The following is a 25,881-nucleotide window of genomic DNA, read 5'->3' on the forward strand; positions in this document are numbered from 1 at the left end:
GTGCAGGGCGCGTCCACCGCCGACGGCGCCAACATCGTCCAGTACTCCGACTGGAACGGCGCCAACCAGCAGTGGCAGCTCGTCAAGCTCGGCGGCACCACCCCGTCGCCGTCGCAGCCCGGCGGCTCGTGCACCCTGCCGTCGTCGTACCGCTGGTCGTCGACCGGCGTGCTGGCCACCCCGAGGTCCGGCTGGGCGTCGCTCAAGGACTTCACCGTCGCGCCGTACCAGGGCAAGCAGCTGGTCTACGCGACCACGCACGGCAACACCGCGAGCAGCGGCTGGGGCTCGATGAACTTCTCGCTGTTCACCAACTGGTCGGAGATGGCCTCGGCCAGCCAGAACGCGATGAACCAGGGCGCGGTCGCGCCGTCGCTGTTCTACTTCGCACCGAAGAACATCTGGGTGCTGACCTACCAGTGGGGCGCCTGGCCGTTCATCTACCGGACCTCCAGCGACCCCACCAACCCCAACGGCTGGTCCGCGCCGCAGCCGCTGTTCACCGGCAGCATCACCGGCTCCGGCACCGGCCCGATCGACCAGACGATCATCGGTGACAGCCAGAACATGTACCTGTTCTTCGCCGGCGACAACGGCAAGATCTACCGGGCCAGCATGCCGATCGGGAACTTCCCCGGCAACTTCGGCTCGTCGTACACGACGATCATGACTGACACCACGAACAACCTGTTCGAGGCGCCGCAGGTCTACAAGGTGCAGGGCCAGAACCAGTACCTGATGATCGTCGAGGCCATCGGCGCCAACGGCCGTTACTTCCGTTCCTTCACCGCGAGCAGCCTGAACGGCTCGTGGACCCCGAACGCGGCCACCGAGAGCAACCCGTTCGCCGGCAAGGCGAACAGCGGCGCGACCTGGACCAACGACATCAGCCACGGTGAGCTGCTGCGTACCAGCGCCGACCAGACCATGACCATCGACCCCTGCAACCTGCAGCTGCTCTACCAGGGCCGCTCGCCGAGCTCCGGCGGCGACTACGGGCTGCTGCCGTACCGGCCGGGCCTGCTGACCCGCCAGCGCTGACCCACTGACCACGTGCCGTCCCCGGATCGCCCGGGGACGGCACGTGTGCGTCAGCCGTTCAGCGCGGCCTGCTTCACCCGCACCTGGGTGATCATCGGGTCGTCCATCGTCCCCTCGAACGGGCACGGCTCACCCTCACGGACCGGGTTGCCGTTGACGACGCTCCAGACGTTGACGCCGGCGACGCCCGGCCGGCTCAGGTAGCCGTCCAGCTTCTGCCTGATCACATCGGCCCGGGTCGCGAGCGAGGTGCGGCAACCGGGGGCGTCGGCGGCGTAGAGCCCGGTCTCACCGATGATCAGCGGCTTGTTCAGCTGCTGCATCTCGGTCAGGAGAATGCCCAGGTTGTTGTAGACGATCGAGTTCTCGTACGCGTTCTTGTCCGGGTTGAACCAGTCGTACTCGTACTCGTGCAGCGAGCCGATGTCGATGTCCGGCCCGCTGTGCACGTAACTGAAGTCCCGGCTGCCCTGGTAGTCCCGGCTCACCGTGCCGCTGGAGATGAGGTGGTTCGGGTCGATGCCCTTGATCACGGCAGCGGTCTCGTCCAGGAACGACTTCACGATGGCGTCGGTGTAAGCGGTGTCGTCCTGCGAGCCCGGCTCGTTGATGATCTCCCAGAACGCGACGCTGGTGTTCGCCTTGTACCGGTCGACGACCGTACGGACCCACGGCAGGAAGTTGGTACGGAAGCCGCCCTGGTACCACGCGAGCGTCTTGTCCACGCCCTCGGTCCACTCGCCGCCGCTGCTGCCGTCACGCTCGCCGCAGTAGTTGCGCCCGTCGGAGAGGGTGAACAGGACCTTCTGCCGGTGCTTCGCCGCCGAGGTGAGGATCCGGTCCAGCGGAGCCGTACCCGTGATGCTGAACGCCCAGGTCCGGGTGACGGTGTTCGGCGCGAGCCGGCTGAAGTACGTGTCCAGTTCCGAGTCGGTCCACGGCTGGCCGTCGGCCTGGTCGCAGCCGCTCATGCCGAACGCGTTGAGCCCGGCGTACTTGAAGGGCCGGCCGTCCAGCATCAGCTGACTGCCGGAGCGAGTGATGAACCCGCCGGCCGGCGGCGTGTCCGGCGTCTCGGTGTAGGCGGACGACTGCCGGAGCCCCACCACGTCGACATACATCGCCCGGGTGCAGGACGAGCCGCTGTACGGGTTCGCCAGCTGGATCCTCAGCGTGTGGTTGCCGGCCGCCCACTTGCCACCCTGACTCTGCGCCGGATGCTGCAGGTACTCGGTCCGCCATGCCGGAGAGCTCCGGGTGTAGGACCTGCTGCCGACCGGGGCACCGTCCAGGCTGATGTCGATGGTCGGCGCCCCGTCACACAGGGAGCCACGGAACCGCACCATCACCTCGTCGAACCGCTCGACCGTCTCGAACGGCACGGTGACCGAGCCGGTGCCGACGAGGCGTACCGCCTTCGACTCGACCGCGGCGGTGAGATCGACGACCGTGGCCGGGCTCACCACGGTGCCGAGCCGGGCGTGCTTCTGGACCGGCATCGAGGTGATCCGGAACCTGTCCACCTCGAGGAGGCGGTTGCAGTTCGCGTCGCCGTACTCGTTGAGGAACGTGACACCGATCGTGTGGGCGCCGCCGGACCAGGTTCCGTGGAAATTGCTGTAGGTGTACCAGGAGGACGCTCCGACACTGACCTCGCCGACGGTCGCACCGTCCACGGTGACGCGTGCGCGCGGCCTCGCGTCGGTCGTCCCGCAGGTGCCGCCCATCATGTTCAGCTGGATCTGTCTGAAGTCGTGCGGCGCAGTGAACGTGCCGGTCGCGGTGGCGTTGTTCCAGATCACCAGGGCCTGACCACCGGAGGCGGCCGGGTCCGCATAGGACGAACCGTACGCGGAGTCGATGGCGAGCGTGCTCTCGGCCTCGTAGTCGGCGTAGGCGAGCGCCGGTGCGGCCGGGACGGACAGCGCGGCCACCGCACCGACCAGCACGGCCGCGGTTCGGGCAAGGACACGTCGCCCCAGGATCTTCCCGGAGCGAGGGGTGGATCCATTGATCATGGCCGCATGCTTCCACAATGGCCGGTCCGGTTCTGCCCCTTACCGCCCCGCCTCGGGGCACCGGCACGAGACCCCGCCTCTCTCGTGCTCCACGGCGGCCCCCGCACGCGTCCCGTTCCATCTAGCATCGTCGTCGGAAGATGCTGGGCGGCCACCCATAGTGAGGGTTCATGACGGCGTTCGGGTACGACCAGAGGGCGACCACACCGCGGACCGTCCGGATCGCCGCGGCCGGGGTGGCGGTGCTCGGTGTGCTGAACATCCTCCGGGTCGTCGTCCAGACGGCCCTGACCTTCACCGGTGACGGATGGTCCGGCGGCGCACGGGCGATGTTCCTGATCCTCAATGTGATCCCGTTCGCTGTCTCCGTGCTCCTCCTGCCGCTCGCCCATCAGATGATCCGGGGCCGGCCGTGGGCATGGATCACGGCCGTCGTGGTGGCCGCCCTGGCCAGTCTGATCGGCGCGTTCCTGCTGCTCGGCTCCCTGTTCGGCGAGGGTTTCCCGTTCATCGCGCTGACCACGTTCGTCGTGCCGCTCGGCGTACTGCTGGCGTTGACGGTGCCGCCGTCGGTGCGCGCGTTCTTCGCCGCCAAGCCGGTGCCCCGGCCGTACCCGCCGTATCCCGGGCCCGGTTCCTGGACGTCCTGAGCCGCGCCGACGGCCACGCCGACGGAGGACGACGACCCGAACAACCCCACTATCGCACCGGCGACGGGACCGGGCTCGTACGGGTCAGCGGCGACGTCACACCGTCACTGGCCAAGAAGGTCGAGGCCGCGGTGGCCGGGCCGGACACCACCACCACGACGCCAGGCGGCGCGAACGACGAACTGGAACTCGCCGTCAAGGCCTACAGCGATGCCTTCCTCACCGGTGACGCGAGGACGGCGACGGGCTGCTGTCCGGAAGATGCGGGCCGGGCAGGTCGTAGGCGGCCCGGACCGCCTCGGCGACCCGCTCGACGGTCAGGTCCGGCACCACGTCCTCCAAGCTTCCGACGGTCGCCGGGTCGAAGTCGTAGCCGAGCTCGCGATAGGCCGCCGTGTGCACCTCCCGGAGCACCGCCGTGCCGCTGACCTGGATCACCGTGCTGAACAGCCAGCCGTCCCGGGTCACCCGCTGCGCCGAGCCGACAATCTTCACGCCGCCGGCGTTGATGCTGTACTCGCCGGGACAGTACTCGCCGGGCACCGGGCCGATCCGGGCATCGGCACCGAGCCCGGCGAGCATCGCCGTATGCATCGCGGCGAACCGCTGAAACCTCTCGACCGGGTTCGGTGACGACTGCTCGGCGCGATGCACGTGATCGACCACGACACTGCCGCGGTGATAGGCGGCGAGGCTGCCACCCTGCGGACGAACGACAGGTTCAAAACCATGCTGTCGTACGGCCGAAGCAGCCCGCTCATAGCCGGGCCGCAGCGTGTCCCGCCGGCTGAACGCGGCCGTCGGCGCCGGCGAGTAGATCCGCAGAATGTCCCGGGCGTCGCCGAGCCCGTGCCGCAGCAGGTGCGGCCCGAGCTCGACGTCGTGTCCGGGCCGGCTCGAGGCGTCCTCGGCCAGCAGAACCGTGCTCACAGCCGGGCGATCGCCGAGGCCGGATTCTCGATCGCGTCGGCGACACCGCGCATGAAGCCGGCCGCCACGCCGCCGTCGCAGACCCGGTGGTCGAACACGAAGCTCATCTGCGTGATCTTACGGACGCAGAGCTCCCCGCCGACCACCCACGGCCGGTCCATGATCCGGCCGAAGCCGAGGATCGCGACCTGCGGATGGTTGATGATCGCGGCACTGCCGTCGACCCCAAAGCCGCCGTAGTTGTTCAGGGTGAACGTGCCCGCTGCCAGCTCCTGCGGGGTGGCCCTGCCCTCGCGGGCGGTCGCGGTGAGCCGGCGGATCTCCTCGCCGAGCCGGGCCGTGGTCATCGACTCCGCACCGATCACGGCCGGCACCACGAGACCCCGGTCGCCCTGCACCGCGATGCCCAGGTTGATCCGGTCGTACTCGACGATCTCCTGCCGCTCGGCGTCGAACCGGGCGTTGAGCACCGGGTACTCGCGCAGGCCGGCGACCACGAAACGGGCGATGTAGGCGAGCAGGCCGGGCCCGCCGGGGTTGCTCTCCCGCAACTGCCACAGGTTCGTGGCGTCGACGTCGACCCAGACGGTCGCCTCGGGGATCTCGGCGCGGCTGCGGGACAGCGTGGCCGCCACCGCCTTGCGGAACCCGGAGAGCGGGGTACGCCTCTCCCCCGCGACGGGCGCCTCCGCCACGGCCGGCACCGCCACGGCCGGCGACATCGCAGCCGGCGCCGCCACAGCCGGTGCCGCCAGGAGACGCTCGACGTCAGCGCGGATGATCATGCCGCCCCGGCCGGTGCCCTCGACCGTGGTCAGGTCGATCCCGTTGGCCCGTGCCAGGTTGCGCACCAGCGGCGAGATGACCGTCGGTACCCGTCGCGGGCCGGCGGGCGGGTGCGCCGGAGCGGCCGTCCGGACCCGCGGCCGGCGGCGCCGGGTGGTCGAGGAGGCGCCGGACGTGCCGTACCCGATGAGTACGTTGCCCGAGCCGGCCTGCTCCTCCTCCCGATAGGTCTCCGCCGCTGCCGAGGCCGCGGGCGATGCCGAGACCGCGGGGGATGCCGAGACCGCGGGCGTAGCGGGGGCCGGGCCGGAGGTTTCGACGGCCTCCACGGTGATCAGCGGCTCACCGACCGCGAGGGTGGTGCCGGCCGGCGCGTGCAGGGTGGCGACCCGGCCGGCGTACGGCGAGGGCACCTCGACCACCGACTTCGCGGTCTCCACCTCGGCGATGCTCTGGTCGACGGCCACCATGTCACCCTCGGCGACCAGCCACTGCACGATCTCCGCCTCGGTGAGCCCTTCGCCCAGATCCGGCAGACGGAACGTCCTCTCCGGCATCACTGCACCCCCCGCAGACAGAACGTTCTCCGCGGCATGACTGCTCCCCGCATCACTGCTCCCACTGGAGGTCGTCGACGGCGTCGAGCACCCGGTCGACGCCGGGCAGCTGGAAGTGCTCCAGCTTCGGCGGCGGGTACGGGATGTCGAAACCGGTCACCCGGCGGATCGGCGCGGCAAGCGAGTTGAAGCACCGCTCGGTGACCCGGGCGACGATCTCGGAGGACACGCTGGCGAACCCGGCCGCCTCGGCGACGACCACGGCACGGCCGGTGGAGCGGACCGCGGCGCAGACCGTCTCGTCGTCGAACGGCACGATCGAGCGCACGTCCACCACCTGCAGGCTGCGGCCCTCCCGGGCGGCGGCCTCGGCGGCCTCCAGCGCCACGGGTACGGCCGGCCCGTACGCGATCAGGGTGGCGTCGGTGCCCTCCCGGCGGATCACGGCCGCGCCGATGCCGGGGGTGCGTACCGGCAGTTCGAGCTCCTGCTTGCTCCAGTACAGCTTCTTCGGCTCCAGGAACACGACCGGGTCCGGCGACGCGATCGACTCGCGGAGCAGCGAGTACGCGTCGGCCGGGGTGGCCGGGGCGACCACGTGCAGGCCGGGCGTGTGCGCGTAGTAGGCCTCCGAGGAGTCGCAGTGGTGCTCGACGCCGCCGATGCCACCGGCGTACGGCACCCGGATCACGATCGGCAGGGTGACCCGGCCACGGGTGCGGTTGCGCATCTTCGCGACGTGGCTGGCGATCTGCTCGAACGCCGGGTAGGCGAACGCGTCGAACTGCATCTCCACGACCGGGCGCATGCCGTTCATCGCCATGCCCACGGCCATCCCGACGATCCCGGACTCGGCCAGCGGCGTGTCGAAGCAGCGGTTGTCGCCGAACTCGGCGGTCAGCCCGTCGGTGATCCGGAAGACGCCGCCGAGCGCGCCGACGTCCTCACCGAACATCACCACGGACTCATCGTCGGCCATCGCGTCCCGCAGCGCCCGGTTCAGTGCCTGCGCCATCGAGAGACTACGGACCTCGGTCTTCGGTACGGGTGAGGCGAGCACCGTCATCAGAGGGCTCCTTCCCGGCTGAGCTCGTCATTTACCAGGGCCGCCTGCTCCCTGAGCTGCGGAGTCGGGCTCGCGTAGACGTACGAGAAAAGGTCTTCGGGGTTGGGGGTGACGTCTTTGTTGAGACCGTCACGCAGATGCGCGGCAGCCCGCTCGGCCTCGGCGGTGAAGGCGGCCTCGGCCGCGTCGTCGAGCAGCCCACGCTCCCGCAGGTGGGCGCGCAGCCGCAGGATCGGGTCGCGCTCCGCCCACGCCTGCACGTCGGCCTCGTCGCGGTAGCGGGTCGCGTCGTCGGCGTTCGTGTGCGCCTGCATCCGGTAGGTGTGCGCCTCGATCAGCTGCGGCCCCTCACCGGCACGGGCCCGTTCGACAGCCGCGCCGAGCACCGCGAGCAGGGCGGCCATGTCGTTGCCGTCGACCCGTTCGGCGTTCACGCCGTACCCGATGCCCTTGTGCGCGAGCGACGGCGCCGCCGACTGACGCGACAACGGGACGCTGATGGCGTACTCGTTGTTCTGGATGAAGAAGACGACCGGAGCCTGGAAGACCGCCGCGAAGTTGAGCGCCTCGTGGAAGTCGCCCTCGCTGGTGCCGCCGTCGCCGCTCATCGCCATCACCACGGTCGGTTCGCCACGCAGCCGCGCCGCGTGCGCCACACCGACCGCGTGCGGCAGCTGGGTGGCCAGCGGCGTGGTGTGCGGGGCGACATGGTGCAGGTACGGGTCGTAGCCGCAGTGCCAGTCACCCTTGAGCAGGCTCAGCGCCTCGACCGGATCGACACCCTTGACGACCGCGGCGACCGTGTCCCGGTAGGTGGGGAACAGCCAGTCCCCGGCTTCGAGCACCTGCGCCGCCGCAACCTGGCAGGCTTCCTGACCGTGCGACGACGGATAGACGGCCAGCCGGCCCTGCCGGACCAGCGCGTACGCCTGGTCGTTGAGCCGGCGGGCGGTGATCAGCAACCCGAGCGAGCGCAGCAGGGTGGCGTCGTCCGGGAGCGCGTGCGAGGGGGAGTCAGCCACTCGGCCTTGTGGGTCGATGAGGCTGACCGGATCCGCTGAAGGCAACAGCCGACGGGGGTCAGGTGTCATGGGGGTAATCGTTGTGTCTGGCGTCACGGTGTTCCAGAACTCGGCCGAAATCGAGAAATCCTGCTCCCGAGGCGGCCCGTAGGATGCCAGATGTCCAGCTGAACGGTCGTTGGGGCGAGGAGGTGAAGACACGTGGCCGGTGGACTCGACGACATCGACCGGCGGATCCTCGCCGAACTGGGCCGCGACGGGCGCATGCCGATCCGTCAGCTCGCCGAGACCCTGCACATCTCCCGGGCCAACGCGTACGCCCGCGTCCAGCGTCTCCGCGACACCAACGTGATCAAGGGCTTCCGCGCCGAGGTCGACCACGTCGCCGCCGGGATGGGCACGTCGGCCTATGTGACGGTCAACCTGCGGCAGGCCGAGTGGCGGGCCGTCGGTGAGCGCCTGCGGGCTCTGCCCGGGGTGGTGCACATCGCCCTGGTCGGCGGTGACTTCGACGTCATCATGCTGGTCCGGGCCAGGGACAACACCGACCTGCGGCGCCTGGTCCTGGACGAGATCCAGGGCATGCCGGGCGTCGTGAACACCCGGACCCTGCTGGTCTTCGAGGAGTTCGAGCCCCCACCAGCAGCCTCCTGGGCCGAGAGCTGAACCTTTCTGCGGGAACGGCCAGGCGCAACGCTTCCCCAGTTACCGCAGGGACGGGCCGGACCACCGTGCCCACTGGCTTCGATGTGGGCAGCCCGGTTGAACCCGGTGGCGGACGCCTGGCCTACCGGCGTCGCTGCCGAGCCGCGCGGCCCCAGGTCAGAGGCCGAACGGCTCCGAGCACCACAGGTGCTGCGCCGCGGTGACCGTCGGCAGGTGTCCCAGGACCGGCCCGAACTCGCTGCCACCCGGCGGCGACGCGGGTGCCGGCAGATCCGCGGCGCGTCCCGCGCCGACGCAGAACACCACCTCGCGGACCGGGTCGGGCAGCTTGACCGGCCCGTCGCCGTAGTCGTCGCCGTAGGGGCGGCGGCGCTCCAGCGGCAGCGGCACGTCGAACTCCTCGCGCAGCGAGCGGCCCGGCTCCAGTTCGGACACCCCGGCCAGCGGCGTCGTCGTCCAGTCCGTCCGGTCCGACTCGAGCTGGTGGAAGGCCCGCTTGGCGACCTGCACGCGGCCTTCCGGCTCACTGCCGATCACGTACACCGAGGCCGGGTCCTCGACCATCGAACCGGACGGGCTGAAGGCCGGTACCCGGTTGAAGACGATCAGCTTGGCGTCCGACCGGTTGGTCAGCTCGTACGAAATGTGCAGCGCCTGGCCGCGTGTCTCGACGGTGGAGGTGAACCCGGCGTCCGGCGGGGTGCCCTTCGCCGGTGGGTCGGCCGGCTCGGACGGCTGGCCGGTGCAGGCGGCGCAACCGAGCGTCAGGAGCAGCACGGCACCGGCGAGCAGCCGTCTAGTAGGCGTCACGGTGCGGTGCTCCCATCTCCTCGCGCAGGCCGTTCTCGGTCAACTCGTACGGATGCTCGGGATAGATCTGATCGGGTGTGTCCGGGTCGTCGTCGTGGTCGATCGGCAGGCCGGTCGCCTCGCGTTCCCGGTTGTTGGCGCCGGGGTTCTCCGGGCCGTCGTGCACGCCCGGAGCCAGGCTGTCGTTCATGTAGTCGTAGACGTGCGCGAACTCGTGGTACAGCACCGCCACGGGCGGGCCCTCGACGTACCCGCGGCCCTGGTCGGTGTTGAGGTGGTTGATGTGGGTGTTGTAGGCGATCTCGTTGGCCCCGTCGTCGTGGCTGGCCGTGCTGTTGTTCGGGTTGTCGGGGTTGTTGTACTCGCGGATGGTCAGCGAGTCGCCCTCGTGGTGCCACAGCCACCAGCCGCCCTCGGTGTCCTCGTGGCCCTGCTGCAGCGCCTCGAGCATCTGCTGGCCGCGCGGTGACGCGCCGAGCATCTCCAGGTCGGCCTCGACCCGTTCGCGGAACTCGGGGGTGCCCTCGATCTGGATGAACGTCTGCAGCGTCTTGATCTCGACGGTGACGGTCTGCTCGATGTTGCTGCCGCGGTCGCCGGTCTCGGCGTGCACCTTGTCGTTGCCGCGCCCGCCGTCGGTGGTGTCGGTGCCCGCCCCGGCATAGACGACGTCGTCGCCACCGCCGCCGCGGACGGTGTCGTCGTCACGCCCGCCGGAGAGGATGTCGTTGCCGGTGCCGCCGTCGATGGTGTCGTTGCCGGTGGCGCCCTCCAGGTAGTCCTGGCCCTCGCCGCCGGTGAGCGCGTCGTTGCCGGACAGGCCGTAGAGGATGTCGTCGCCGAGCCCGCCGGTGCCGATGTCGTTGCCGGCGCCGGTGTCGGCGTAGTCGCGGCCGGCGCCGGCCGACACCCGGTCGTCGCCGGCGCCGGAGTAGATCCGGTCCTTGCCGTCCAGGCCCAGGATGGTGTCCCGGCCGGAGCCGCCGCGAAGTTCGTCCTCGCCGACGCCGCCGATCAGGGTCACGTGCACGCCGGTGCCGGGTGCCACGGTAATCCGGTCGTCGCCGACGCCGCCGCGCACCACGATGTCGGCGTCGGCGGGGTACCAGTGCTTCACACCGTTGACCTCGACGACCTGCAGGCCGGTCTGCGGGTCGATGCCGACGGTCACCTGGTCGTTGCCGGTGCCGGTGTTCACCACCACCCGGTTCCCGTCGCGGATCACCGAGGTACCGGCGGCCTCGGCCGGCATGTCGTACGGCAGGCTCGTGCCGGCGGCCACCCCGTTCCAGGCCGTCGCGACCCGGGCGAACTCGGTGGTGGCCTGCCGGAACCGGGTGACCGTGGCGTTCAGCGCGCTGTCCAGGCCACCGCGGATCTCGGCGCACTGGTTGATCGAGTCGATCACGGTGGTGCTCTGCTCGTAGGTCTTCGGCGCGAACAGCAGATGCATCGGGGCGTCCCAGGTGAACGGCACCGGCGTCACCCGGCTCCACTCGCCGGTCAGGTGCGACTGCGCCGACCGCAACGCTCCGGCCGCGTCGTCGAGGGCGTTCGCCGCGACATCGGCCTGTGCCTGCGCGTGGTCGAGGTCGGTGACCAGTTTGCGGCGATGGTCGTCGTACGAGTCGGCGGCCGCGCCCGCCCAGCCGTCACCGAGCAGGGTCATCGCGGCGGCGTTCACCTCGTCGGCGGTGGCACCGAGGGACCGGGCGACCGCACGCCAGGACTCCGCCGCGGCCGCGATCTGATCCGGTCGCGCGTGCAGGTCCCACACGTCGGGGGTGCTTACCGACGGTGGTGGTGGCTCCGGCGTGGTCATCGTCGCGGCCCTCTAGATCGGAAGCTTCGGATGGGTACGGCGAAGGTCCACCGCTGCGTCGTCGTCGGCCTTCTTGTACGCGAACGCGATGCGGTAGAGCCGGTCCATGTCGCCTTCCAGCACCGCGACCAGCCGCTCGACCGCCACGCCGCCGCCGTCGACGGTGTCCTGCGCGGCGGCCAGCGACGTGCCGGCCCCGACGCTGTCGCCGAACGCGGCCTGCGGCACCGCGAACGGGCCCTGGGCCTGTCGCCAGGCGTCGGAGAGTGACTGCGACGCGCGCAGCATCCGGTCGGCCACCCGGGTCACAGCGGCCGGATCGACACGTACCTCTTCTTCCGCCACGCCCGCGATGCTATCGGCACCGGTCGACCCGTGCCGTCCCGCTGCCGGGCTGCTCATGCCGGCAACGGTCACGTTCTGACCGCTTCACCGGGAAGACTGTGGTCATGACTTCCGACCTCTCGGGTTCCCGGATCGACCACCTCAACGTCGCCGTACCCGATCTCGCCGCCGCCGTCGCCTTCTACGAGCCGGTGCTCGCCGCCATCGGCATCACGAAGATGCTGGAGTTCCCGCCGAACGCGAGGCCGAACCAGCCGACCGCCATGACCGGCTTCGGACTGGCCGGTGTGAAGCCGTACTTCTGGCTCATCGACGGCGGCACGGTCGGCACGAACATGCACCTGGCCTTCACTGTCGACACCCGCGACGAGGTGTCCGTGTTCCACCGCGCCGCACTGGCGGCCGGGGCGGCCTCACTGCTGGCCCCGGCGGTTCACCCCGAGTACCACGACGACTACTACGGCGCCTTCGTGCTGGACCCGCACGGCATCAACCTCGAGGCGGTCTGTCATCACGCCCCCTGATGTTCGCTGGCAGTGAACGCCGGAAGAGCCGGGGCACCGCCGTGGTTGAGCCACCTGTACTCAACTTCCCGGAGGTACCCGTGGCCAGCAAGCAACTTCCCGTGCTGTTCCTTGACGACATCGTCCTGCTTCCGGGCATGGTCGTCCCCGTCGAACTCGACGAGGCCGCCCAGGCCGCCGTCGACGCGGCCCGCACCTCGGCCGGCTCCGAGCTGCTGATCGCGCCGCGGCTCGACAACCGGTACGCCTCGTACGGCGTGGTGGCAAGCGTCGAGCGGGTGGGCAAGTTTCGGGGCGGCTCCCCCGCCGCCGTCCTGCGGACCCGCTCCCGAGCCAAGATCGGCAGTGGCGTGACCGGACCCGGTGCGGCGCTGTGGGTCGAGGCCGAACCGGTGCCCGCCAGCACCCCGAGCGAGCACGCCCGTGAGCTCGCCGCCGAGTACAAGCAGCTGGTCGTCTCGGTGCTGCAACGCCGCGAGGCGTGGCAGGTCATCGACTCGGTCAGCGCCCTCGACGACCCCAGCGACCTGGCCGACACCGCAGGCTGGGCGTCGTACCTGTCCAACGAACGCAAGCGCGAACTGCTGGAGACGCCCGACGTCGAGGCCCGTCTGCGGCTGCTGATCGAGTGGACCCGCGACTTCCTGGCGGAGTCCGAGGTCAGCGACACCATCGAGAAGGACGTCCGCGAGTCCGTCGAGAAGCGCAACCGCGAATACCTGCTGCGCGAGCAGCTCAAGGCGATCCGTAAGGAACTCGGTGAGGGCGAGGCCGACGGGACCGACGACTACCGCGCCCGCGTCGAGGCCGCCGACCTGCCCGAGGCGGTCCGCGAGGCGGCGCTGCGCGAGGTCGGCAAGCTGGAACGCGCCGGTGACCAGAACCCGGAGGCAGGCTGGATCCGCACCTGGCTCGACACCGTGCTCGACCTGCCCTGGAACGTGCGCACCACGGACAACACCGACCTCGAGGCGGCGCGGGCGGTTCTGGACGCCGACCACCACGGTCTGGACGAGGTGAAGGAACGCATCGTCGAATACCTGGGCGTCCGTGCGCGGCGCGAGTCGCGTGGCCTGGAGGTCGTCGGCGGCCGCGGTTCCGGGGCGGTGGTCCTGCTGGCCGGCCCGCCCGGAGTCGGCAAGACGTCGCTCGGTGAGTCGGTGGCCCGTACCCTCGGCCGCAAGTTCGTGCGGGTCGCCCTCGGCGGCGTCCGTGACGAGGCGGAGATCCGGGGGCACCGCCGGACGTACGTCGGCGCACTGCCCGGCCGCATCGTGCGGGCGGTCCGGGAGGCCGGGTCGATGAACCCGGTGGTGCTGCTCGACGAGGTCGACAAGGTCGGCAGCGACTACCGCGGCGACCCGGCGGCGGCGCTGCTCGAAGTGCTGGACCCGGCGCAGAACCACACGTTCCGCGACCACTACCTGGACCTCGACCTGGACCTGTCGGACGTGCTGTTCATCGCGACGGCGAACGTGCTGGAGACCATCCCGCAGGCGCTGTTCGACCGGATGGAGCTCATCACGATCGACGGCTACACCGAGACCGACAAGGTGGCCATCGCCCGCGACTTCCTCATCCCCCGGCAGCTCGAACGCGCCGCGCTCTCCCCCGGCGAGGTGACCGTCACCGAGGAGGCTCTGCGCGAGATCGCCGCCAATTACACCCGGGAGGCGGGCGTACGGTCCTTCGAGCGCCTGCTCGCCAAGGCGTTCCGCAAGGTGTCGCTGCGCAGCCTGCCGGCGACCGTGGACACGGACGACCTGAAGGACCTGATCGGACGGCCGCGGTTCACCTCCGACGCGGCCGAGCGCACCGCGGTCCCCGGGGTGTCGACCGGCCTGGCAGTCACCGGGATGGGCGGTGACGTCCTCTACATCGAGGCGTCGCTGCTGCCCGGCAACTCCGGCGGCCTGTCGGTCACCGGCCAGCTCGGCGACGTCATGAAGGAGTCGGCACAGATCGCCCTCTCCTATGTGCGGGCGCACGCGGGTGAGCTCGGCATCTCGCCGGAACAACTCGACCACCCGATCCACCTGCACGTGCCGGCGGGCGCGGTACCCAAGGACGGGCCGTCGGCGGGCGTCACCATGACGACCGCGCTGGTCTCGCTGCTGCTCGGCCGTAGCGTGCGGGCCGAGGCCGGGATGACCGGTGAGGTTTCGCTGACCGGCCGGGTGCTGCCGATCGGTGGTGTGAAGCAGAAGTTGCTCGCCGCGCAGCGTGCCGGCCTGACCGAGGTGTACCTGCCGAAACGCAACGAGCCCGACCTCGACGAGGTGCCGGCCGACGTGCTCGAGGCGCTGACCGTACACATCGTCTCCGACGTCCGCGAGATCCTGGACAGTGCCTTGGAGCCGGTCTCTTCGGAGGCGGTCGCGGCAGCCTAGGACCGTTCGCGAAGGGCCCGCATCAGCTACGGCAGGGCTGTGGCGGGCCCGTAGGCGTGGGTCGCGCGGCCTGGTCGAGGTGAAGCGGATCATGAGGCACGCCGCACTCAACGGCGGGCCGCCGGGCGGCGGCGCGGGCCGGCTGGGCGGCGGCGGGGCGCGGGTGGCCGGGCGGTGGTTCGGGCGCGTCTCGTCGGGGAGGCCGGCCGCCGGGCGTTGCCGCCGGTGGCGGCGCCGGCCACCACGATGACGGCGAACGCGCCCAGGGCCAGGCCCCGCGGCAGGGCGAGACGCAGGCCGGCCACCCGGTCCGGGGTCTCCGGGGCGACCAGGCCGGTCGGTTCGGCCAGGACCTCGATCCGTGAGCCGACGGCGTACTCGTCGGCGGTCCGGCAGATCCGGCCGAGGACCGGCTCGCCGCCGGGCCGGCTGAGGCGATAGCAGAACTCGCTGTTCTGCTTGTCGCCGCGGGCGCGGTCGGATCGTTCGACGCCGTCCACGCGGACGGTCTGAGGTTCGCCCCACAGGTCCAGGGCGACGAGCCGGGCCGAGAAGAAACTCGCCACGCCGAACACGACCACCGCGATCGGCACCGCGCCGGTCGCCAGCACGGTCCGCAGTGGCCGGGTGCCCGCCGGGCGGGTCCGTGCCGGGCGCAGCAGCGAGTAGACGAGCAGCGCCACCGCCACGAGCAGCACCACGAGCCAGCCGGACCAGGCGCGGACGGCGGCGACGGCGGCGAGGATCCCGGGCGTCAGAAGCAGACCGATGTACGCGAGACGGCGTCCGAGATCATTTGTCACCCTCGTGATTCTGGCCGCGCCGCGCCGCCGTACGCAATCGGCCCGGCCACCCTGAGGATGGCCGGGCCGGTGTGCCGCTGGAGGGTCAGCGCCAGGTGTCGTTCAGTGTCACCTGGCCACTGGCCGGGACCGTCGCGGTGCGGTTGGCACCGGATTCCCAGGTGACGCTGCCGTCAGCGTTCTTGCGGACGTATTTGTACTGGAACGCCGTCCCGGCGGGCAGCGCGACCGTGCCCTTCCAGACCGGGTAGCTCGCGGACGACAGGGCGACGGCGCTCGCCGGGGCCCAGTTGCCGAGCGCCGCCTGGTTGCCGACGACGAAGATGTTCTGGCCGAGGGTGGTCGTCGCGGTGACGTTGAACCCGGCTCCGGCGGAGGCCGGGTTGGACGGCGCCGGAGAGGTCGGCGTGGTGGGGCTGACACCTCTGGCACCGACGTGGAGCGCAACCGCTTCACCGGCGGGAATCGTGGCGGTGAACTGACCGGACGAGTTGACGGCGTAGGCCGTACCCGAGCATCCGCCGTTTGCCGTGGGGTCGCCGTGCTGGACGTCGCAGTAGGTGCCGGCCGGCAGTGACGTCTGGAAGGTGCGGGTCAGGCTGCTGCCCTCGTGGTTGATGGCGACGTAGCCCTTGCTGCCGCGGCCGAAGGCGATCTGGTCGGCGCCGTTGGACCACCAGTTGGTGACGGCGGTGCCGCGGGTGGCGTTGCGGAAGCCGACCATGTTGCCGATCTGGCGCCACGCGTGCTGGCACTTCCAGCCGTCGGTGTAGCAGGCGTTGACGGTGCCGTTGTTCGGCGGGCCGGCGTCGTGGTTGGTGAACTCGTAGCCGGAGTTCACGTCGGGGGCGCCGTACGGCCAGGCGAGCGTGAACACCTGGGCGAGCGTGTACGCGGAACCGTTCTTGTAGTTGAGGGTGTCGCCGCCGCGCTCGGTGTCGTGGTTGTCGACGAAGGTGGCGGCCTGGTTGCTCGGCAGGTAACCCCAGGAGGCGCCGAAGTTGGACAGGTACGCCAGGTTCTCGCTGAGGAAGACGCGCTTGAGGTCGCGGGCGAACCGGAACTCCTGCACGTCGCCGGTGCCGGTGTACTCGGCCGGCTGGACGGCCTCACCGGCACCGAAGATCACTTCCTGCTTCCAGTACGCGCCGGTGTTGCTGAGCTTCGACTTGATGCCGGCCAGGTCGGCCGCGGACATGTGTTTGGCCGCGTCGATGCGGAAGCCGTCGACGCCGAGGGACGCCAGGTCGTTCATGTAGCCGGCGATCCGGCCGCGGACGTAGTCCTTGCCGGTGTTCAGGTCGGACAGGTTGACGAGTTCACAATCCTGCACGTTGCCGCGGTTGGTGTAGTCGTTGATGGCCGTACGGCAGGAGTGGAAGTCCGCGTCGGAGTACACGCCGGGATAGTTGTACTTCGAGTACTGGGTGCCGCCGGTGCCGGTGCCGGATCCGGCCGACATGTGGTTGATGACGGTGTCGACGACGACCTTGACGCCGGCCGCGTGACAGGTGTTGACCATGTTGGAGAACGCGGCCCGATTGCCGAGGCGGCTCGAGATGCTGTACGACACCGGCTGGTAGGACGTCCACCACTGGCTGCCCTGGATGTGCTCCTGGGGCGGCGAGACCTGGACGTATCCGTAGCCGAGCGGGCCGAGGGTGCTGGTGCACTCGCGGGCGATCGAGGCGAAGGACCACTCGAACATGACCGCGGTGACGTCCTTCTCGCCGGGCGGCGCGGCGAACGCGTCGGGGCCGGTGACTACCTGGGCTACGCCGAACCCGCCGACGCCGAGGGCGAGGGTGGTGGCGGCGAGGATGCGGGTCAGGCGTCGCCGCCTGCGGGGACTGTCCACATCAACCTCCGGGGAAGGGGAGCGGGTCTGCAAGCCCTTGCAGCAACAGGCTTGAAACTTTCTGAAAATCTTTGCGGCAAAGATAGATACCAGCCAGTACGCCCGTCAAGACATCTGCCGGAAACAGAAAAAACGCCGCCCCCGGCTGGGGGCGGCGTTCCTCCTGGTGGACTAGCTCAGGCCGTTCTCCGACAGGAAAGCCTTCGCCACGACCGCGATGTCCTTCTTGTCCACCTGCACCTGAGCCAGGTAGCTGGTCAGGTTCTCGGTGGTCAGCTTGCCCGACACCGCGTCCAGGGCACCGGTCACCGTCGCGTTGTTCGCCTCGGTGCGGATCAGCGGGATGACGTTCTGCGAGGTGAACAGGTTCTTCGGGTCCTCGAGGGTGACGAACTTGTTGGTGACGATCGAGGAGTCGGTGGAGAACAGGTTCGCCACCTGGATGTCGCCGTCCTTGAGGGCGTTCACGGTCAGCGGGCCACCCGGGTCGAGCGGCTTGTACTCCTTGAACTCGACGCCGTACACCTCCTTGAGGCCCTTCAGGCCCTGCTGGCGTTCGGTGAACTCGGGGCCGCCGCCGGCGATCAGCGTCGGCGCGACCGCCTTGAGGTCCTCGATGGTCTTCAGGTTGTTCTTGGTGGCGGTCTCCGCGCTGACCGTCAGGGTGTCCTTGTCCTCGGCCGACGACTGCGCCAGGACCTCGGTACCGGCCGGCAGCACCTTCTTCAGTTCGGCGAGCACGGCGTCGGGGCTGCTCACCCCGGCCGGTACGCCGTTCGGGGACAGCGCGGCCAGCAGTGCCCCGTTGTACTCGGGCAGCAGCGAGATCGAGCCGTCCTGCAGCGCCTTCAGGTAGACCTCACGGGCGCCGATGTTGAACTTGCGGGTGACCGTGACGCCCTTGGCCTCCAGGGCCTGCGAGTAGATCTCGGCGAGCAGCTGGCTCTCCGGGAAGTTGGCGGAACCGACGGTGACCGAACCACCGGCCGCGCCCGAGGCGGCCGGTTCGTCGGCCAGCGGATCACTGTCGGCACCGCACGCGGTGAGCGTGAGCGCCATGGCAACAGCAGCGACGATGCGCTTCATTTACGAGCCTTTCAATCCGGGTGAGACGATCAGGCGCTGGATCAGCGCCAGGAAGAGATCCACGAGTACGGCCAGCGCGGCGACGACGATGGCGCCGGCCAGGACCCGGGAGTAGTCGTTGACGGCCAGGCCGTCGATCAGCAGCCGGCCCAGCCCGCCCAGGCCGACCGCGGCCGCCACCGTGGCGGTCGCCACGACCTGCAGCGCGGCGTTGCGGAAACCGCTGAGCATCACCGGCAGCGCCATCGGCAGTTCGACGCGGGCGAGCACCTGCCACGGGCGCATGCCCATGCCGCGGGCGGCGTCCACGACCCGGTGGTCGAGGTTGCGCATCCCGGCGTAGGACGAGGTCAGGATCGGCGGGATGACCAGTACGGTCAGCGCGATCAGCACCGGCAGCAGACCGAGCCCGAGCAGCGTGACCATCAGCATGAGCAGGCCCAGGGTCGGCAGCGACCGGCCGGCGTTGCCCGCGTTGATCGCGATGAACGAACCCTTGCCGGTGTGCCCGATCCAGAGACCGACCGGCAGCGCGATGACCGCACCGCACAGCAGCGCCAGGGCCGTGTAGCCGAGGTGCGAGATAATCAGGTTCGGGATGCTGCCGGGCGCAGCGAGGTCCCAGTGGGCCGGGTCGAGCAGGTACGAGAAGTTCATGCGGCACGCGTCCACGGGGTGATCGCCCGCTGCACGAGCACGATGATCAGGTCGGCGATGCCGGCCAGCAGCACCGACAGGATGACGCCGATCAGGATCGGCTCCAGGTAGAACAGCTGGAAGCCGCGGGTGAACAGCTGCCCGAGACCGCCGATGCCGATCAGCGAGCCGACGCTCACCAGGCTGATGTTGGAGACCGTGGCGACCCGCAGCCCGGCCAGGATGACCGGCAGCGCGATCGGCAGCTCGACGTCGATCAGCCGCCGCGACCGGCGGTAACCCATCGCGGTCGCGGCCTGCACCACGACCGGGTCCACGGCGCGCAGGCCGTCGGCGACGGTCCGCGCCAGCAGCGCCACGGTGTAGATGGTCAGCGCCACCACGACGTTGATCGGGGACAGCACCTTGGTGCCGAGGATCACCGGCAGGAACACGAACAGCGCCAGCGACGGGATGGAGTAGAGCACCCCGAACGTGTTGATCAGCGGGTGGTAGAGCCAGTCGAACCGGACCGCGAGATAACCGAGCGGCAGGGAGATCGCGAACCCGAGCAGGATCGGCACCAGCGCGAGGTAGAGATGCTCCTGCAAGGCCTGCCAGACGATCTCGGAGTTGTTCGTCAGGTATTGGATCATCGGCGCCGGCTCGCCAGGTAGTCGGCCAGGTCGTGGTGACTGACCTGCCCGTCGGCGGCGCCGTCCGGTCCGACCCGGACCGCGATCCCGCCCGGCGAGCTGATCACCAGGTCGGTGACCACCCGCAGCGAGTCGTCCTTGGTGAAGACGCCGGGCAGCCCCAGCGGACGGCCCGCGTCATCGAGCGGGATGCCCTCGACCGGGCGCACCGGAAGGTCGGTGGCACTGTCGAAGGAGAGGCTGCGCAGGCCGCGGTCACGGCCCACGAACGAGGCCACGAAGTCGTCGGCCGGCTCGGCCAGCAGCTCCCGCGGCGTCGCGAACTGGGCCAGCCTGCCTCCGGCGCGGAACACCGCCACATGATCGCCGAGCTTGATCGCCTCGTCGATGTCGTGCGTCACCATCACGATGGTCTTGCCGAGTTCCTGCTGCAGCCGCAGGAACTCGGCCTGCAACTGGGACCGCACGACCGGGTCGACAGCGCTGAACGGCTCGTCCATCAACATGATCGGCGGGTCGGCGGCGAGCGCGCGGGCCACTCCGACCCGCTGCTGCTGGCCGCCGCTGAGCTGGGCCGGATAGCGCTTGGCGAATTCGGCGGAGAGGCCGACCCGCTCCATCAGCTGGTACGCGGCCGCGCGGGCCTCCCGCCGGGTCTTGCCGAGCAGCACCGGGACGGTGGCGACGTTGTCCAGCACGGTCCGGTGCGGGAAGAGCCCGGCATGCTGGATCACATAGCCGATGCTCCGGCGCAGCAGCGCCTCGTCCTGCTCCGCGACGTCCTTGCCGTCGATCAGGATCCGCCCGGAGGTCGGAGCGATCATCCGGTTGATCATCCGGAGGGACGTGGTCTTGCCGCAGCCGGACGGCCCGACCAGTACCGTCAGCTTGCCGGTGGGCAACTCCAGGCTGAGGTGGTCCACCGCTGTGGCGCCGCCGCGGTAGACCTTCACGACGTCCTCGAATGTGATCATGCCGCTCCAGGAGTTGATCTTCCTACTGCCACTATTCATACTCGCTAAGTAGTAAATGCGGTGTCAACGGCCGGACACGGTTGGGAGACGATCGATGCAGGTCAGACTCGACGGTCACACGTTGACCATTCCAGACCTGGTGGCCATCGCATCCGGAGCGACCGAAATCACCGTCGGCCCGACCGCACTCACCCTCGTCCAGAAGTCACACCACGGCCTGCGCTCGGCCCGCGCCTCACCCCGCTCGCCGAACTCGCGGTCACCGTAGCCACCTCCGCACTCACCGTCACCGACGTCCAGGATCATCTACGGGCCCCAACTATCATCGCGGCGCTTTCCTTCCTGACGCTGCGCGGCAATCCCGGGGCCTGCCACCCCGAGATTCACGCCGCCTGCGCCCACCCGTACCAGATCACCCCCGCCGGCACCCTGACCATCTCTCTCGGAATGGATGAACACGCCGGCTTCGCCACCCACGTCGGCCGCAGCCTCCGCACCATGACGGGGTGCGAGGATGGCATTCATGCTGGCCGAGGTGCGACGTGACGCGTAGATCACCCGTGGTGGTACGCGCGGGCCTGCGACGCCGCAGCGAGGGCCCGGCGGAACGGACCGCGATCGACGGTCTGAGTGCCCGCGCCGAGCGGGAGCTCAGGGCATACGAGCGAGCGGCCCGCCGTCCCGGTGCGATCGCCGCGGCCCTCGCGGGCTGGCGGCACACGGTGCATCTGCCGGTCAAGGAACTGCTCGACGAGATGCACAGCGCACTCCCGTGCTGCGACCCGTTCGAACACCGTGACGAGCTGGCCTCGGCTCTGGCCGCCCTGCACGCTCGCACCGGCCGGGAGCTGCGGGCCCGCCTGGACCCGCTCGACGCCGTCCTCGAGCGCCGCACGCGGCACGATCCCGCCACGCCGGGCCATCTGCCGTGGTGGCGCCGACGCGGATGACCGGCCACGTCCCCGCAGGACGGGCCGGACACTGTTACCGTGCTCGGCCATGACGGCGGAGCGGACGGTCCGGGACCTGGTGGATCGCGTGTGGAACGGTGGACACGTCGACGAACTGGGACGGTTCTACGCGGAACAGTTCGAACACAGTGGCCGGCCCGACACCGTCGCGGGGCTGCGCCGCTGGCACGAGGCCGAGGCGGCCACCTGGGCAGACCCGGTCTACGAGGTGTTGACGCTGGTCAGCGACGGTGAGCAGGTCGCGCTCCGGTGGCGGGCCACCGCACGCCAGGTGGGCCCGTGGGGGCCGACCCCGCCGACCGGGCGGACGATCAGCTGGGACGGCGTGCACCTTTTCGTGGTGCGCGCCGGCCGGATCGTCGCGGTCTGGGCAATGTCGGACATGTTCACCAAGGCCGTACAGCTCGGGGTGACGATGATCCCGCCGGAAGCCTGAAGCCGTCCCGCCTCCCCCGGAGCGCGGTGGACTACGACGAGGACGACTGTTCGGAGAGCGCGCGTGCCGGCCGGACGGCCCGCAGGGTCAGGGCGACGGTCCCGGCCACCGCGAAGGCCACGGCAATCCACCCGATCCCGATGGCGTCGAGCCAGGTGGTCACCTGTCCCTGGAGCCCGGTGACGGTGCCGACGAGCGGGTCCTCGGCGGAGCCGCCGGAGGCGACACGCAGCTCGAACCAGCCGTAGTAGGTGACGTACAGGCCGGCCAGCAGCAGGAGGCCGCCGGACAGCCGGGATATCCACGGCAGGACGGCCCGGGTGCGCCGGACGGTCGCCTCACGCGCGAAGGCCACGAGCATGGCGAGCAGACCCACGACCAGACCCATGCCGAGGCCGTACGCCACGAACGCCGCCATCCCCACGGCGACGTCCCCACCGCCGGAGACCAGGCCGGTCACCGCCAGAAACGGCGCGATGGTGCAGGACAGCGACGCCACCGCGTAGGAGGCGCCGTAGCCGTACAGGGCGAGGATCGAACCGGCCGGTGAGCCGGCGGCGAGCCGCGGAAGCCGGACCCGCAGCTCCCTGCCGGACAGCAGCCAGCAGCCCAGCAGGACCAGCAACCCTCCGATGATCACCGCAGCCCACGGCAGGTGCCGCTGGATCGGCACGGTGGTGACGCTGAGGACCGCACCGAGCAGCCCGAAGACGGTGACGAACCCGGCGGTCATGGCCGCCGACAGGCGCAACGCCCGCAGCGGCCCGCCAGGTCCGGCGACGAGAAGGGCCAGGAACGACGGCAGCAGCGCGAACCCGCAGGGGTTGAACGCCGCCAGCAGTCCGGCGGCCAGGGCGAAGGTGAGTGTCTCCACGATCGTGCATACGGTCCGGCGCCTCCCGCAGATCAGGCCGGGCGAATGCGCGTCTTTCTTCACCGATCCCGCATGGGAGTTGACCGGATTCTACTTGCACGCGTGGCGGGCCACGCGTGTCTCGGTTGCAGGCCGTTCGGGGCAGGGTCCGCGGAAGATCTTGAACGCGATCCCTGTATCCGGGCCGGTCGGCTACCAGGGGCGCATGTCTGCCGGTGAAGCGGCCCGGAGATCGAGGAAACGATCTCCGGGCCTGACACTCTCGCAGTTCAGGCGCTCGCCCGATGTCCGCTACGCCTTCGGCGAGCCAGGAGCAACGGGCTGCCCACCAGCGTTCTGACCACCGATGTTCTGCGCGGCGACCTGGGCGCCCGCATCCTGCCCACCGGCGTTCTGCGCGCCAGTGTTCTGCGCACCAGCGTTCTGCCCACCGGCGTTCTGCGCGGTGACCTGAGCACCCGCATCCTGCCCGCCAGCGTTATGCGCACCAGCGTTCTGCGCGGTGGCCTGAGCACCCGCATCCTGCCCGCCAGCGTTCTGCGCACCAGCGTTCTGCGCGGCGCCCTGAGCACCCGCATCCTGCCCACCGGCGTTCTGCGCGGTGACCTGAGCACCCGCATCCTGCCCGCCAGCGTTCTGCGCACCAGCGTTCTGCGCGGTAGCCTGCGCACCCGCATCCTGCCCACCGGCAGACTGCCCAGCAGCGTTCTGCGCGCCAGCGTCCTGACCACCGGCGTTCTGCGCAGTGCCCTGAGCACCCGCGTCTTGGCCGTAACCGGCCTGGCCCCGGTTGGGGGGCGGGTCAGCGCTGGCGGGTCCAGCAGTTACGCCCAGAGTGAGTGCTAGGGCACCTACCGTCGCGGCCAGGCTGTGAGTCTTCTTCATCAAGATCCCTTTCCGAGTGAGAGATAACAGCACCGAGGTGCTGAGGACATTCCAACACCGGCTTATCGGGACTATCCGGGCTATAGCCGTTAAACATAAAGTTTCAGATCAGCTGGTCATCTCCGGGCCATACCGGCCTGACGGCGGCAAGTCCCCGTGGGGCCTGGCGCCACCCGCATTTCCAGGTGGGAGAGCGGCCCATGGCCGAGCGGGAGCGGCACCGGTTGCTCCACGAGTCGATGACCCCGGCCAGGAGGAAGGCCCGCGTCACCAGCGGCAGGTCGGGGTAGGTCGGCGCGAGGTCACCACCGATCCGCAACATCCGGCCGGCTCCAGACGCCGATCGGCCGGACGGCGGCCGCCAGGTAGACGCCAAGCCGCCGACGCCGGCACCGCGGTAGGCGCGAGGATGTGCCGCGACCGGGCCCCAACGGGCGCTGTCAGATGCGGCTGACGGGACCGGCAGTCCAGTGCCGGCACCAGCGTTTCAAGGCCATGACGACAGTGCCGCCGACCTCAGCGGTGGAGCCGTCCTCACCACCACGGTCACGAGATGAAGACGTCACGCCGGATCACATCACGGGATCGTGATGCCAGGCGGCAGGACCGGTGGAAGCCGGCGCCCGCGACCGGGACGATGCCGCCCTGCGGTGGGCCTTGTCCCGCATCAGGCCGGTTGGGCTCAGAGGCAGGACGTCGCCGGCGACAGGTCATACCCGGATCACGACACACCGGCGCGGGCGGCTGCGCCGACGGGGTTGGCCGCTGCGGGACAGACCGGTGAGCCGGTAGACCTGCCTGATCAATTGGCGAGGCCCGGCGATATGGCCAATCGCCGGGCCTCCAGGTACCACCGAATTGCACACACCAGCACGTTTAAGGGCCGGGATCATTCTCATGACATCGGGTTTTGCCTTTAAACTACCGCCGCTCGAAGCGCGGCGGGCCGGAATTGAACCGGCATCCGCTGTCCTCGTCCCACCCGTTCGATCCGGTGATCGGTGATGAATGCTGACATTGGAGCGAGAATCTGAGTCTTATACCGGCTGCCTCTGCCAGTTGGGCTACCCCCGCGCGTGAGTGCGGGGGGCGGGACTCGAACCCGCACTGTCACCGGCTGGTTCAGCTTCAACCTCAGCTGTCAGCTTCGCGCCGGGACTCCCGGCGCTCCCCCGCGCTCCCACGGGGGAATCCATGACGGTTACCCGAACAGGTAACCGAAGACGGCCGAGCCGACCCGCTGGTCGACGGCCTCGGTGTTGTTGGCCTCCTCGCGGGCGAACTTGACCGCGGTCTGCAGGGCCAGCACCCGGTCGAGGAGCTCGTTGACCCGCTTCGCCGGAAGGGCGCCGGAGAACTTCACCGTGGTCCAGTATCCGACGGTGACATCCTCGTAGTAGACCTCGACCTGCGCCGGGTGCTTGTCGGTGGCCTCGGCCTTGACGTGGTTGCGGGGCACCTTCTTGGTGCGGTTGGTACGCACCGGCTCGGTCCGCCAGCTGTCGGTCGAGTCGTCGCGCACCCAGGACTCGGCGGCGTCGAGGACCGGCAGCTTCTTGACGAACGTGTGCAGGTCGACCAGCTGCTTCTCGAGGAACAGCAGGTAGGTCACCGGCACCTGCGCGGCGATGGTACGGCCGTCGACGACCACGTCGGCGCGGGCCTCGCAGTTCGTCCAGTCCTTGGTGGCGGTGACGTCGAACAGCCGGGTCAGGGTGGCGGCGACCTGGCGCAGGGTGTCCTCGGCCTTGATCTGCACCCGCGTCGACTCGGCGGGCAGCTGCTCGCCCTCCTCGTCCTTCGGCTGATAGGTCCGGGAGATACCGGCGAGCGGGCCGGTCTTCTGCACGGCGTGATGGGCGTCGCTGAGGTCGGCGAACGCCTTGCTCTTCACGCCTTTCTCCACGGCGATGATCTGATTCAGCTTCGGCACGATGTCCCCTTTCGGCCCGCGAACGGTAACACCCACCGACAACCGCGTCCGATCGAATATCGGCGACGCCCGGCGATCGCATCGTTGAGTTCCGGCCGGCGCGCACCGCTGTCTCAGGGCGGTTGAGACAGCGGCCCCGGTC

Annotated in this window: 25 protein-coding genes, 1 tRNA gene and 1 pseudogene; 10 read left to right on the forward strand and 17 right to left on the reverse strand. The window is 69.9% G+C overall.

What is annotated here, in order from left to right:
* Positions 1 to 1,041 (forward strand): non-reducing end alpha-L-arabinofuranosidase family hydrolase (locus tag AB0G04_RS43155; protein ID WP_360996232.1); only part of this gene is annotated, 1,041 nt, incomplete at its 5' end.
* A 50-nt stretch (positions 1,042 to 1,091) separates the two neighbouring features.
* On the opposite strand, the gene AB0G04_RS43160 is transcribed toward AB0G04_RS43155, so the two are convergent.
* Entirely contained in the window at positions 1,092 to 3,059 is a 1,968-nt protein-coding gene (locus AB0G04_RS43160) for a carbohydrate-binding domain-containing protein (RefSeq protein ID WP_360996234.1), read from the reverse strand.
* 170 nt (positions 3,060 to 3,229) lie between these two features.
* Between AB0G04_RS43160 and AB0G04_RS43165 the strand changes: the two genes are divergently transcribed.
* Positions 3,230 to 3,709 (forward strand): hypothetical protein, encoded by a 480-nt coding sequence (locus AB0G04_RS43165; RefSeq protein WP_360996237.1) that lies wholly within the window; start codon positions 3,230 to 3,232, stop codon positions 3,707 to 3,709.
* Positions 3,710 to 3,928: 219 nt separating this feature from the next.
* On the opposite strand, the gene AB0G04_RS43170 is transcribed toward AB0G04_RS43165, so the two are convergent.
* Genes AB0G04_RS43170 through pdhA form a run of 4 tightly spaced genes read right to left on the reverse strand, consistent with a single transcriptional unit; the run spans position 3,929 to position 8,139 of the window.
* A complete protein-coding gene (locus tag AB0G04_RS43170) occupies positions 3,929 to 4,639 on the reverse strand; it encodes a hypothetical protein (protein WP_360996239.1) in 711 nt (236 codons plus the stop codon).
* Positions 4,636 to 5,982, reverse strand: a complete 1,347-nt coding sequence (locus tag AB0G04_RS43175; protein ID WP_360996241.1) for a dihydrolipoamide acetyltransferase family protein — start codon at positions 5,980 to 5,982, stop codon at positions 4,636 to 4,638. The genes AB0G04_RS43170 and AB0G04_RS43175 overlap by 4 nt, the downstream gene beginning before the upstream one ends.
* 52 nt (positions 5,983 to 6,034) lie before the next feature.
* Positions 6,035 to 7,048 carry an alpha-ketoacid dehydrogenase subunit beta gene (locus tag AB0G04_RS43180; RefSeq protein WP_360996244.1) on the reverse strand — a complete coding sequence of 338 codons (1,014 nt, stop codon included), beginning with the start codon at positions 7,046 to 7,048 and terminating at the stop codon, positions 6,035 to 6,037.
* Positions 7,048 to 8,139 carry a pyruvate dehydrogenase (acetyl-transferring) E1 component subunit alpha gene (gene pdhA, locus AB0G04_RS43185; RefSeq protein WP_360996247.1) on the reverse strand — a complete coding sequence of 364 codons (1,092 nt, stop codon included), beginning with the start codon at positions 8,137 to 8,139 and terminating at the stop codon, positions 7,048 to 7,050. The genes AB0G04_RS43180 and pdhA overlap by 1 nt, the downstream gene beginning before the upstream one ends.
* 132 nt (positions 8,140 to 8,271) lie before the next feature.
* Between pdhA and AB0G04_RS43190 the strand changes: the two genes are divergently transcribed.
* Positions 8,272 to 8,736 (forward strand): Lrp/AsnC family transcriptional regulator, encoded by a 465-nt coding sequence (locus AB0G04_RS43190; protein ID WP_360996250.1) that lies wholly within the window; start codon positions 8,272 to 8,274, stop codon positions 8,734 to 8,736.
* A gap of 156 nt (positions 8,737 to 8,892) precedes the next feature.
* On the opposite strand, the gene AB0G04_RS43195 is transcribed toward AB0G04_RS43190, so the two are convergent.
* From AB0G04_RS43195 to AB0G04_RS43205, 3 genes are read right to left on the reverse strand one after another with little or no spacing between them, the layout of a single operon-like run.
* The gene (locus AB0G04_RS43195; RefSeq protein WP_360996253.1) at positions 8,893 to 9,546 is read right to left on the reverse strand and encodes a hypothetical protein; all 654 of its coding nucleotides are present in this window, start codon (positions 9,544 to 9,546) and stop codon (positions 8,893 to 8,895) included.
* Positions 9,533 to 11,368, reverse strand: coding sequence for a M91 family zinc metallopeptidase (locus AB0G04_RS43200; RefSeq protein WP_360996256.1), 1,836 nt, complete (start codon positions 11,366 to 11,368; stop codon positions 9,533 to 9,535). The genes AB0G04_RS43195 and AB0G04_RS43200 overlap by 14 nt, the downstream gene beginning before the upstream one ends.
* 12 nt (positions 11,369 to 11,380) lie before the next feature.
* The gene (locus tag AB0G04_RS43205) at positions 11,381 to 11,713 is read right to left on the reverse strand and encodes a hypothetical protein (protein WP_360996259.1); all 333 of its coding nucleotides are present in this window, start codon (positions 11,711 to 11,713) and stop codon (positions 11,381 to 11,383) included.
* A gap of 104 nt (positions 11,714 to 11,817) precedes the next feature.
* Here AB0G04_RS43205 and AB0G04_RS43210 point away from each other — a divergent pair, with 104 nt between their 5' ends.
* The gene (locus AB0G04_RS43210) at positions 11,818 to 12,237 is read left to right on the forward strand and encodes a VOC family protein (RefSeq protein WP_360996262.1); all 420 of its coding nucleotides are present in this window, start codon (positions 11,818 to 11,820) and stop codon (positions 12,235 to 12,237) included.
* A complete protein-coding gene (lon, locus tag AB0G04_RS43215) occupies positions 12,237 to 14,627 on the forward strand; it encodes an endopeptidase La (RefSeq protein ID WP_360996265.1) in 2,391 nt (796 codons plus the stop codon). Before AB0G04_RS43210 ends, lon begins: the two co-directional genes overlap by 1 nt.
* A gap of 107 nt (positions 14,628 to 14,734) precedes the next feature.
* On the opposite strand, the gene AB0G04_RS43220 is transcribed toward lon, so the two are convergent.
* The 6 genes from AB0G04_RS43220 to AB0G04_RS43245 form a co-directional block, all read right to left on the reverse strand.
* Positions 14,735 to 15,430, reverse strand: a complete 696-nt coding sequence (locus tag AB0G04_RS43220) for a hypothetical protein (protein ID WP_360996269.1) — start codon at positions 15,428 to 15,430, stop codon at positions 14,735 to 14,737.
* 85 nt (positions 15,431 to 15,515) lie between these two features.
* Entirely contained in the window at positions 15,516 to 17,288 is a 1,773-nt protein-coding gene (locus tag AB0G04_RS43225; RefSeq protein ID WP_360996271.1) for a carbohydrate-binding module family 20 domain-containing protein, read from the reverse strand.
* Positions 17,289 to 17,459: 171 nt separating this feature from the next.
* A complete protein-coding gene (locus tag AB0G04_RS43230; RefSeq protein WP_360996274.1) occupies positions 17,460 to 18,374 on the reverse strand; it encodes an ABC transporter substrate-binding protein in 915 nt (304 codons plus the stop codon).
* On the reverse strand, positions 18,375 to 19,031 hold the full coding sequence (locus AB0G04_RS43235) for an ABC transporter permease subunit (RefSeq protein ID WP_360996277.1): 657 nt from the start codon (positions 19,029 to 19,031) through the stop codon (positions 18,375 to 18,377).
* Positions 19,028 to 19,666: an ABC transporter permease gene (locus AB0G04_RS43240; RefSeq protein WP_360996280.1), complete on the reverse strand. Its 639-nt coding sequence runs from the start codon at positions 19,664 to 19,666 to the stop codon at positions 19,028 to 19,030. Before AB0G04_RS43240 ends, AB0G04_RS43235 begins: the two co-directional genes overlap by 4 nt.
* Positions 19,663 to 20,640 carry an ABC transporter ATP-binding protein gene (locus AB0G04_RS43245; RefSeq protein ID WP_360996283.1) on the reverse strand — a complete coding sequence of 326 codons (978 nt, stop codon included), beginning with the start codon at positions 20,638 to 20,640 and terminating at the stop codon, positions 19,663 to 19,665. Before AB0G04_RS43245 ends, AB0G04_RS43240 begins: the two co-directional genes overlap by 4 nt.
* Positions 20,641 to 20,761: 121 nt before the next feature.
* On the opposite strand from AB0G04_RS43245, the gene AB0G04_RS43250 reads away from it, so the two are divergent.
* The 4 genes and pseudogenes from AB0G04_RS43250 to AB0G04_RS43265 all read left to right on the forward strand — a co-directional run bounded on the left by AB0G04_RS43250 (position 20,762) and on the right by AB0G04_RS43265 (position 22,047).
* Complete coding sequence (locus AB0G04_RS43250) at positions 20,762 to 20,908, forward strand: hypothetical protein (protein WP_360996298.1); 147 nt, start codon at positions 20,762 to 20,764, stop codon at positions 20,906 to 20,908.
* 47 nt (positions 20,909 to 20,955) lie between these two features.
* Positions 20,956 to 21,186: pseudogene (locus AB0G04_RS43255) on the forward strand (hypothetical protein); the annotation flags it as partial.
* Positions 21,183 to 21,590, forward strand: coding sequence for a hypothetical protein (locus AB0G04_RS43260; protein WP_360996286.1), 408 nt, complete (start codon positions 21,183 to 21,185; stop codon positions 21,588 to 21,590). The pseudogene AB0G04_RS43255 and the gene AB0G04_RS43260, both read left to right, overlap by 4 nt.
* A 49-nt stretch (positions 21,591 to 21,639) precedes the next feature.
* Positions 21,640 to 22,047, forward strand: coding sequence for an ester cyclase (locus AB0G04_RS43265; protein WP_360996288.1), 408 nt, complete (start codon positions 21,640 to 21,642; stop codon positions 22,045 to 22,047).
* A 31-nt stretch (positions 22,048 to 22,078) separates the two neighbouring features.
* Here AB0G04_RS43265 and AB0G04_RS43270 read toward each other — a convergent pair whose 3' ends face one another.
* Complete coding sequence (locus AB0G04_RS43270; protein ID WP_360996290.1) at positions 22,079 to 22,921, reverse strand: cytochrome c biogenesis protein CcdA; 843 nt, start codon at positions 22,919 to 22,921, stop codon at positions 22,079 to 22,081.
* 480 nt (positions 22,922 to 23,401) lie between these two features.
* Between AB0G04_RS43270 and AB0G04_RS43275 the strand changes: the two genes are divergently transcribed.
* Positions 23,402 to 23,767 (forward strand): hypothetical protein, encoded by a 366-nt coding sequence (locus AB0G04_RS43275; protein WP_360996293.1) that lies wholly within the window; start codon positions 23,402 to 23,404, stop codon positions 23,765 to 23,767.
* 1,120 nt (positions 23,768 to 24,887) lie between these two features.
* Here the strand turns inward: AB0G04_RS43275 and AB0G04_RS43280 are convergent.
* Positions 24,888 to 24,982: transfer RNA gene (locus AB0G04_RS43280), tRNA-Ser, on the reverse strand.
* Between the two features lie 25 nt (positions 24,983 to 25,007).
* On the reverse strand, positions 25,008 to 25,739 hold the full coding sequence (locus AB0G04_RS43285; RefSeq protein ID WP_360996295.1) for a hypothetical protein: 732 nt from the start codon (positions 25,737 to 25,739) through the stop codon (positions 25,008 to 25,010).
* Positions 25,740 to 25,881: the final 142 nt, after the last annotated feature.

The organism is Actinoplanes sp. NPDC023801, from assembly GCF_040639655.1.
Lineage (GTDB): Bacteria > Actinomycetota > Actinomycetes > Mycobacteriales > Micromonosporaceae > Actinoplanes.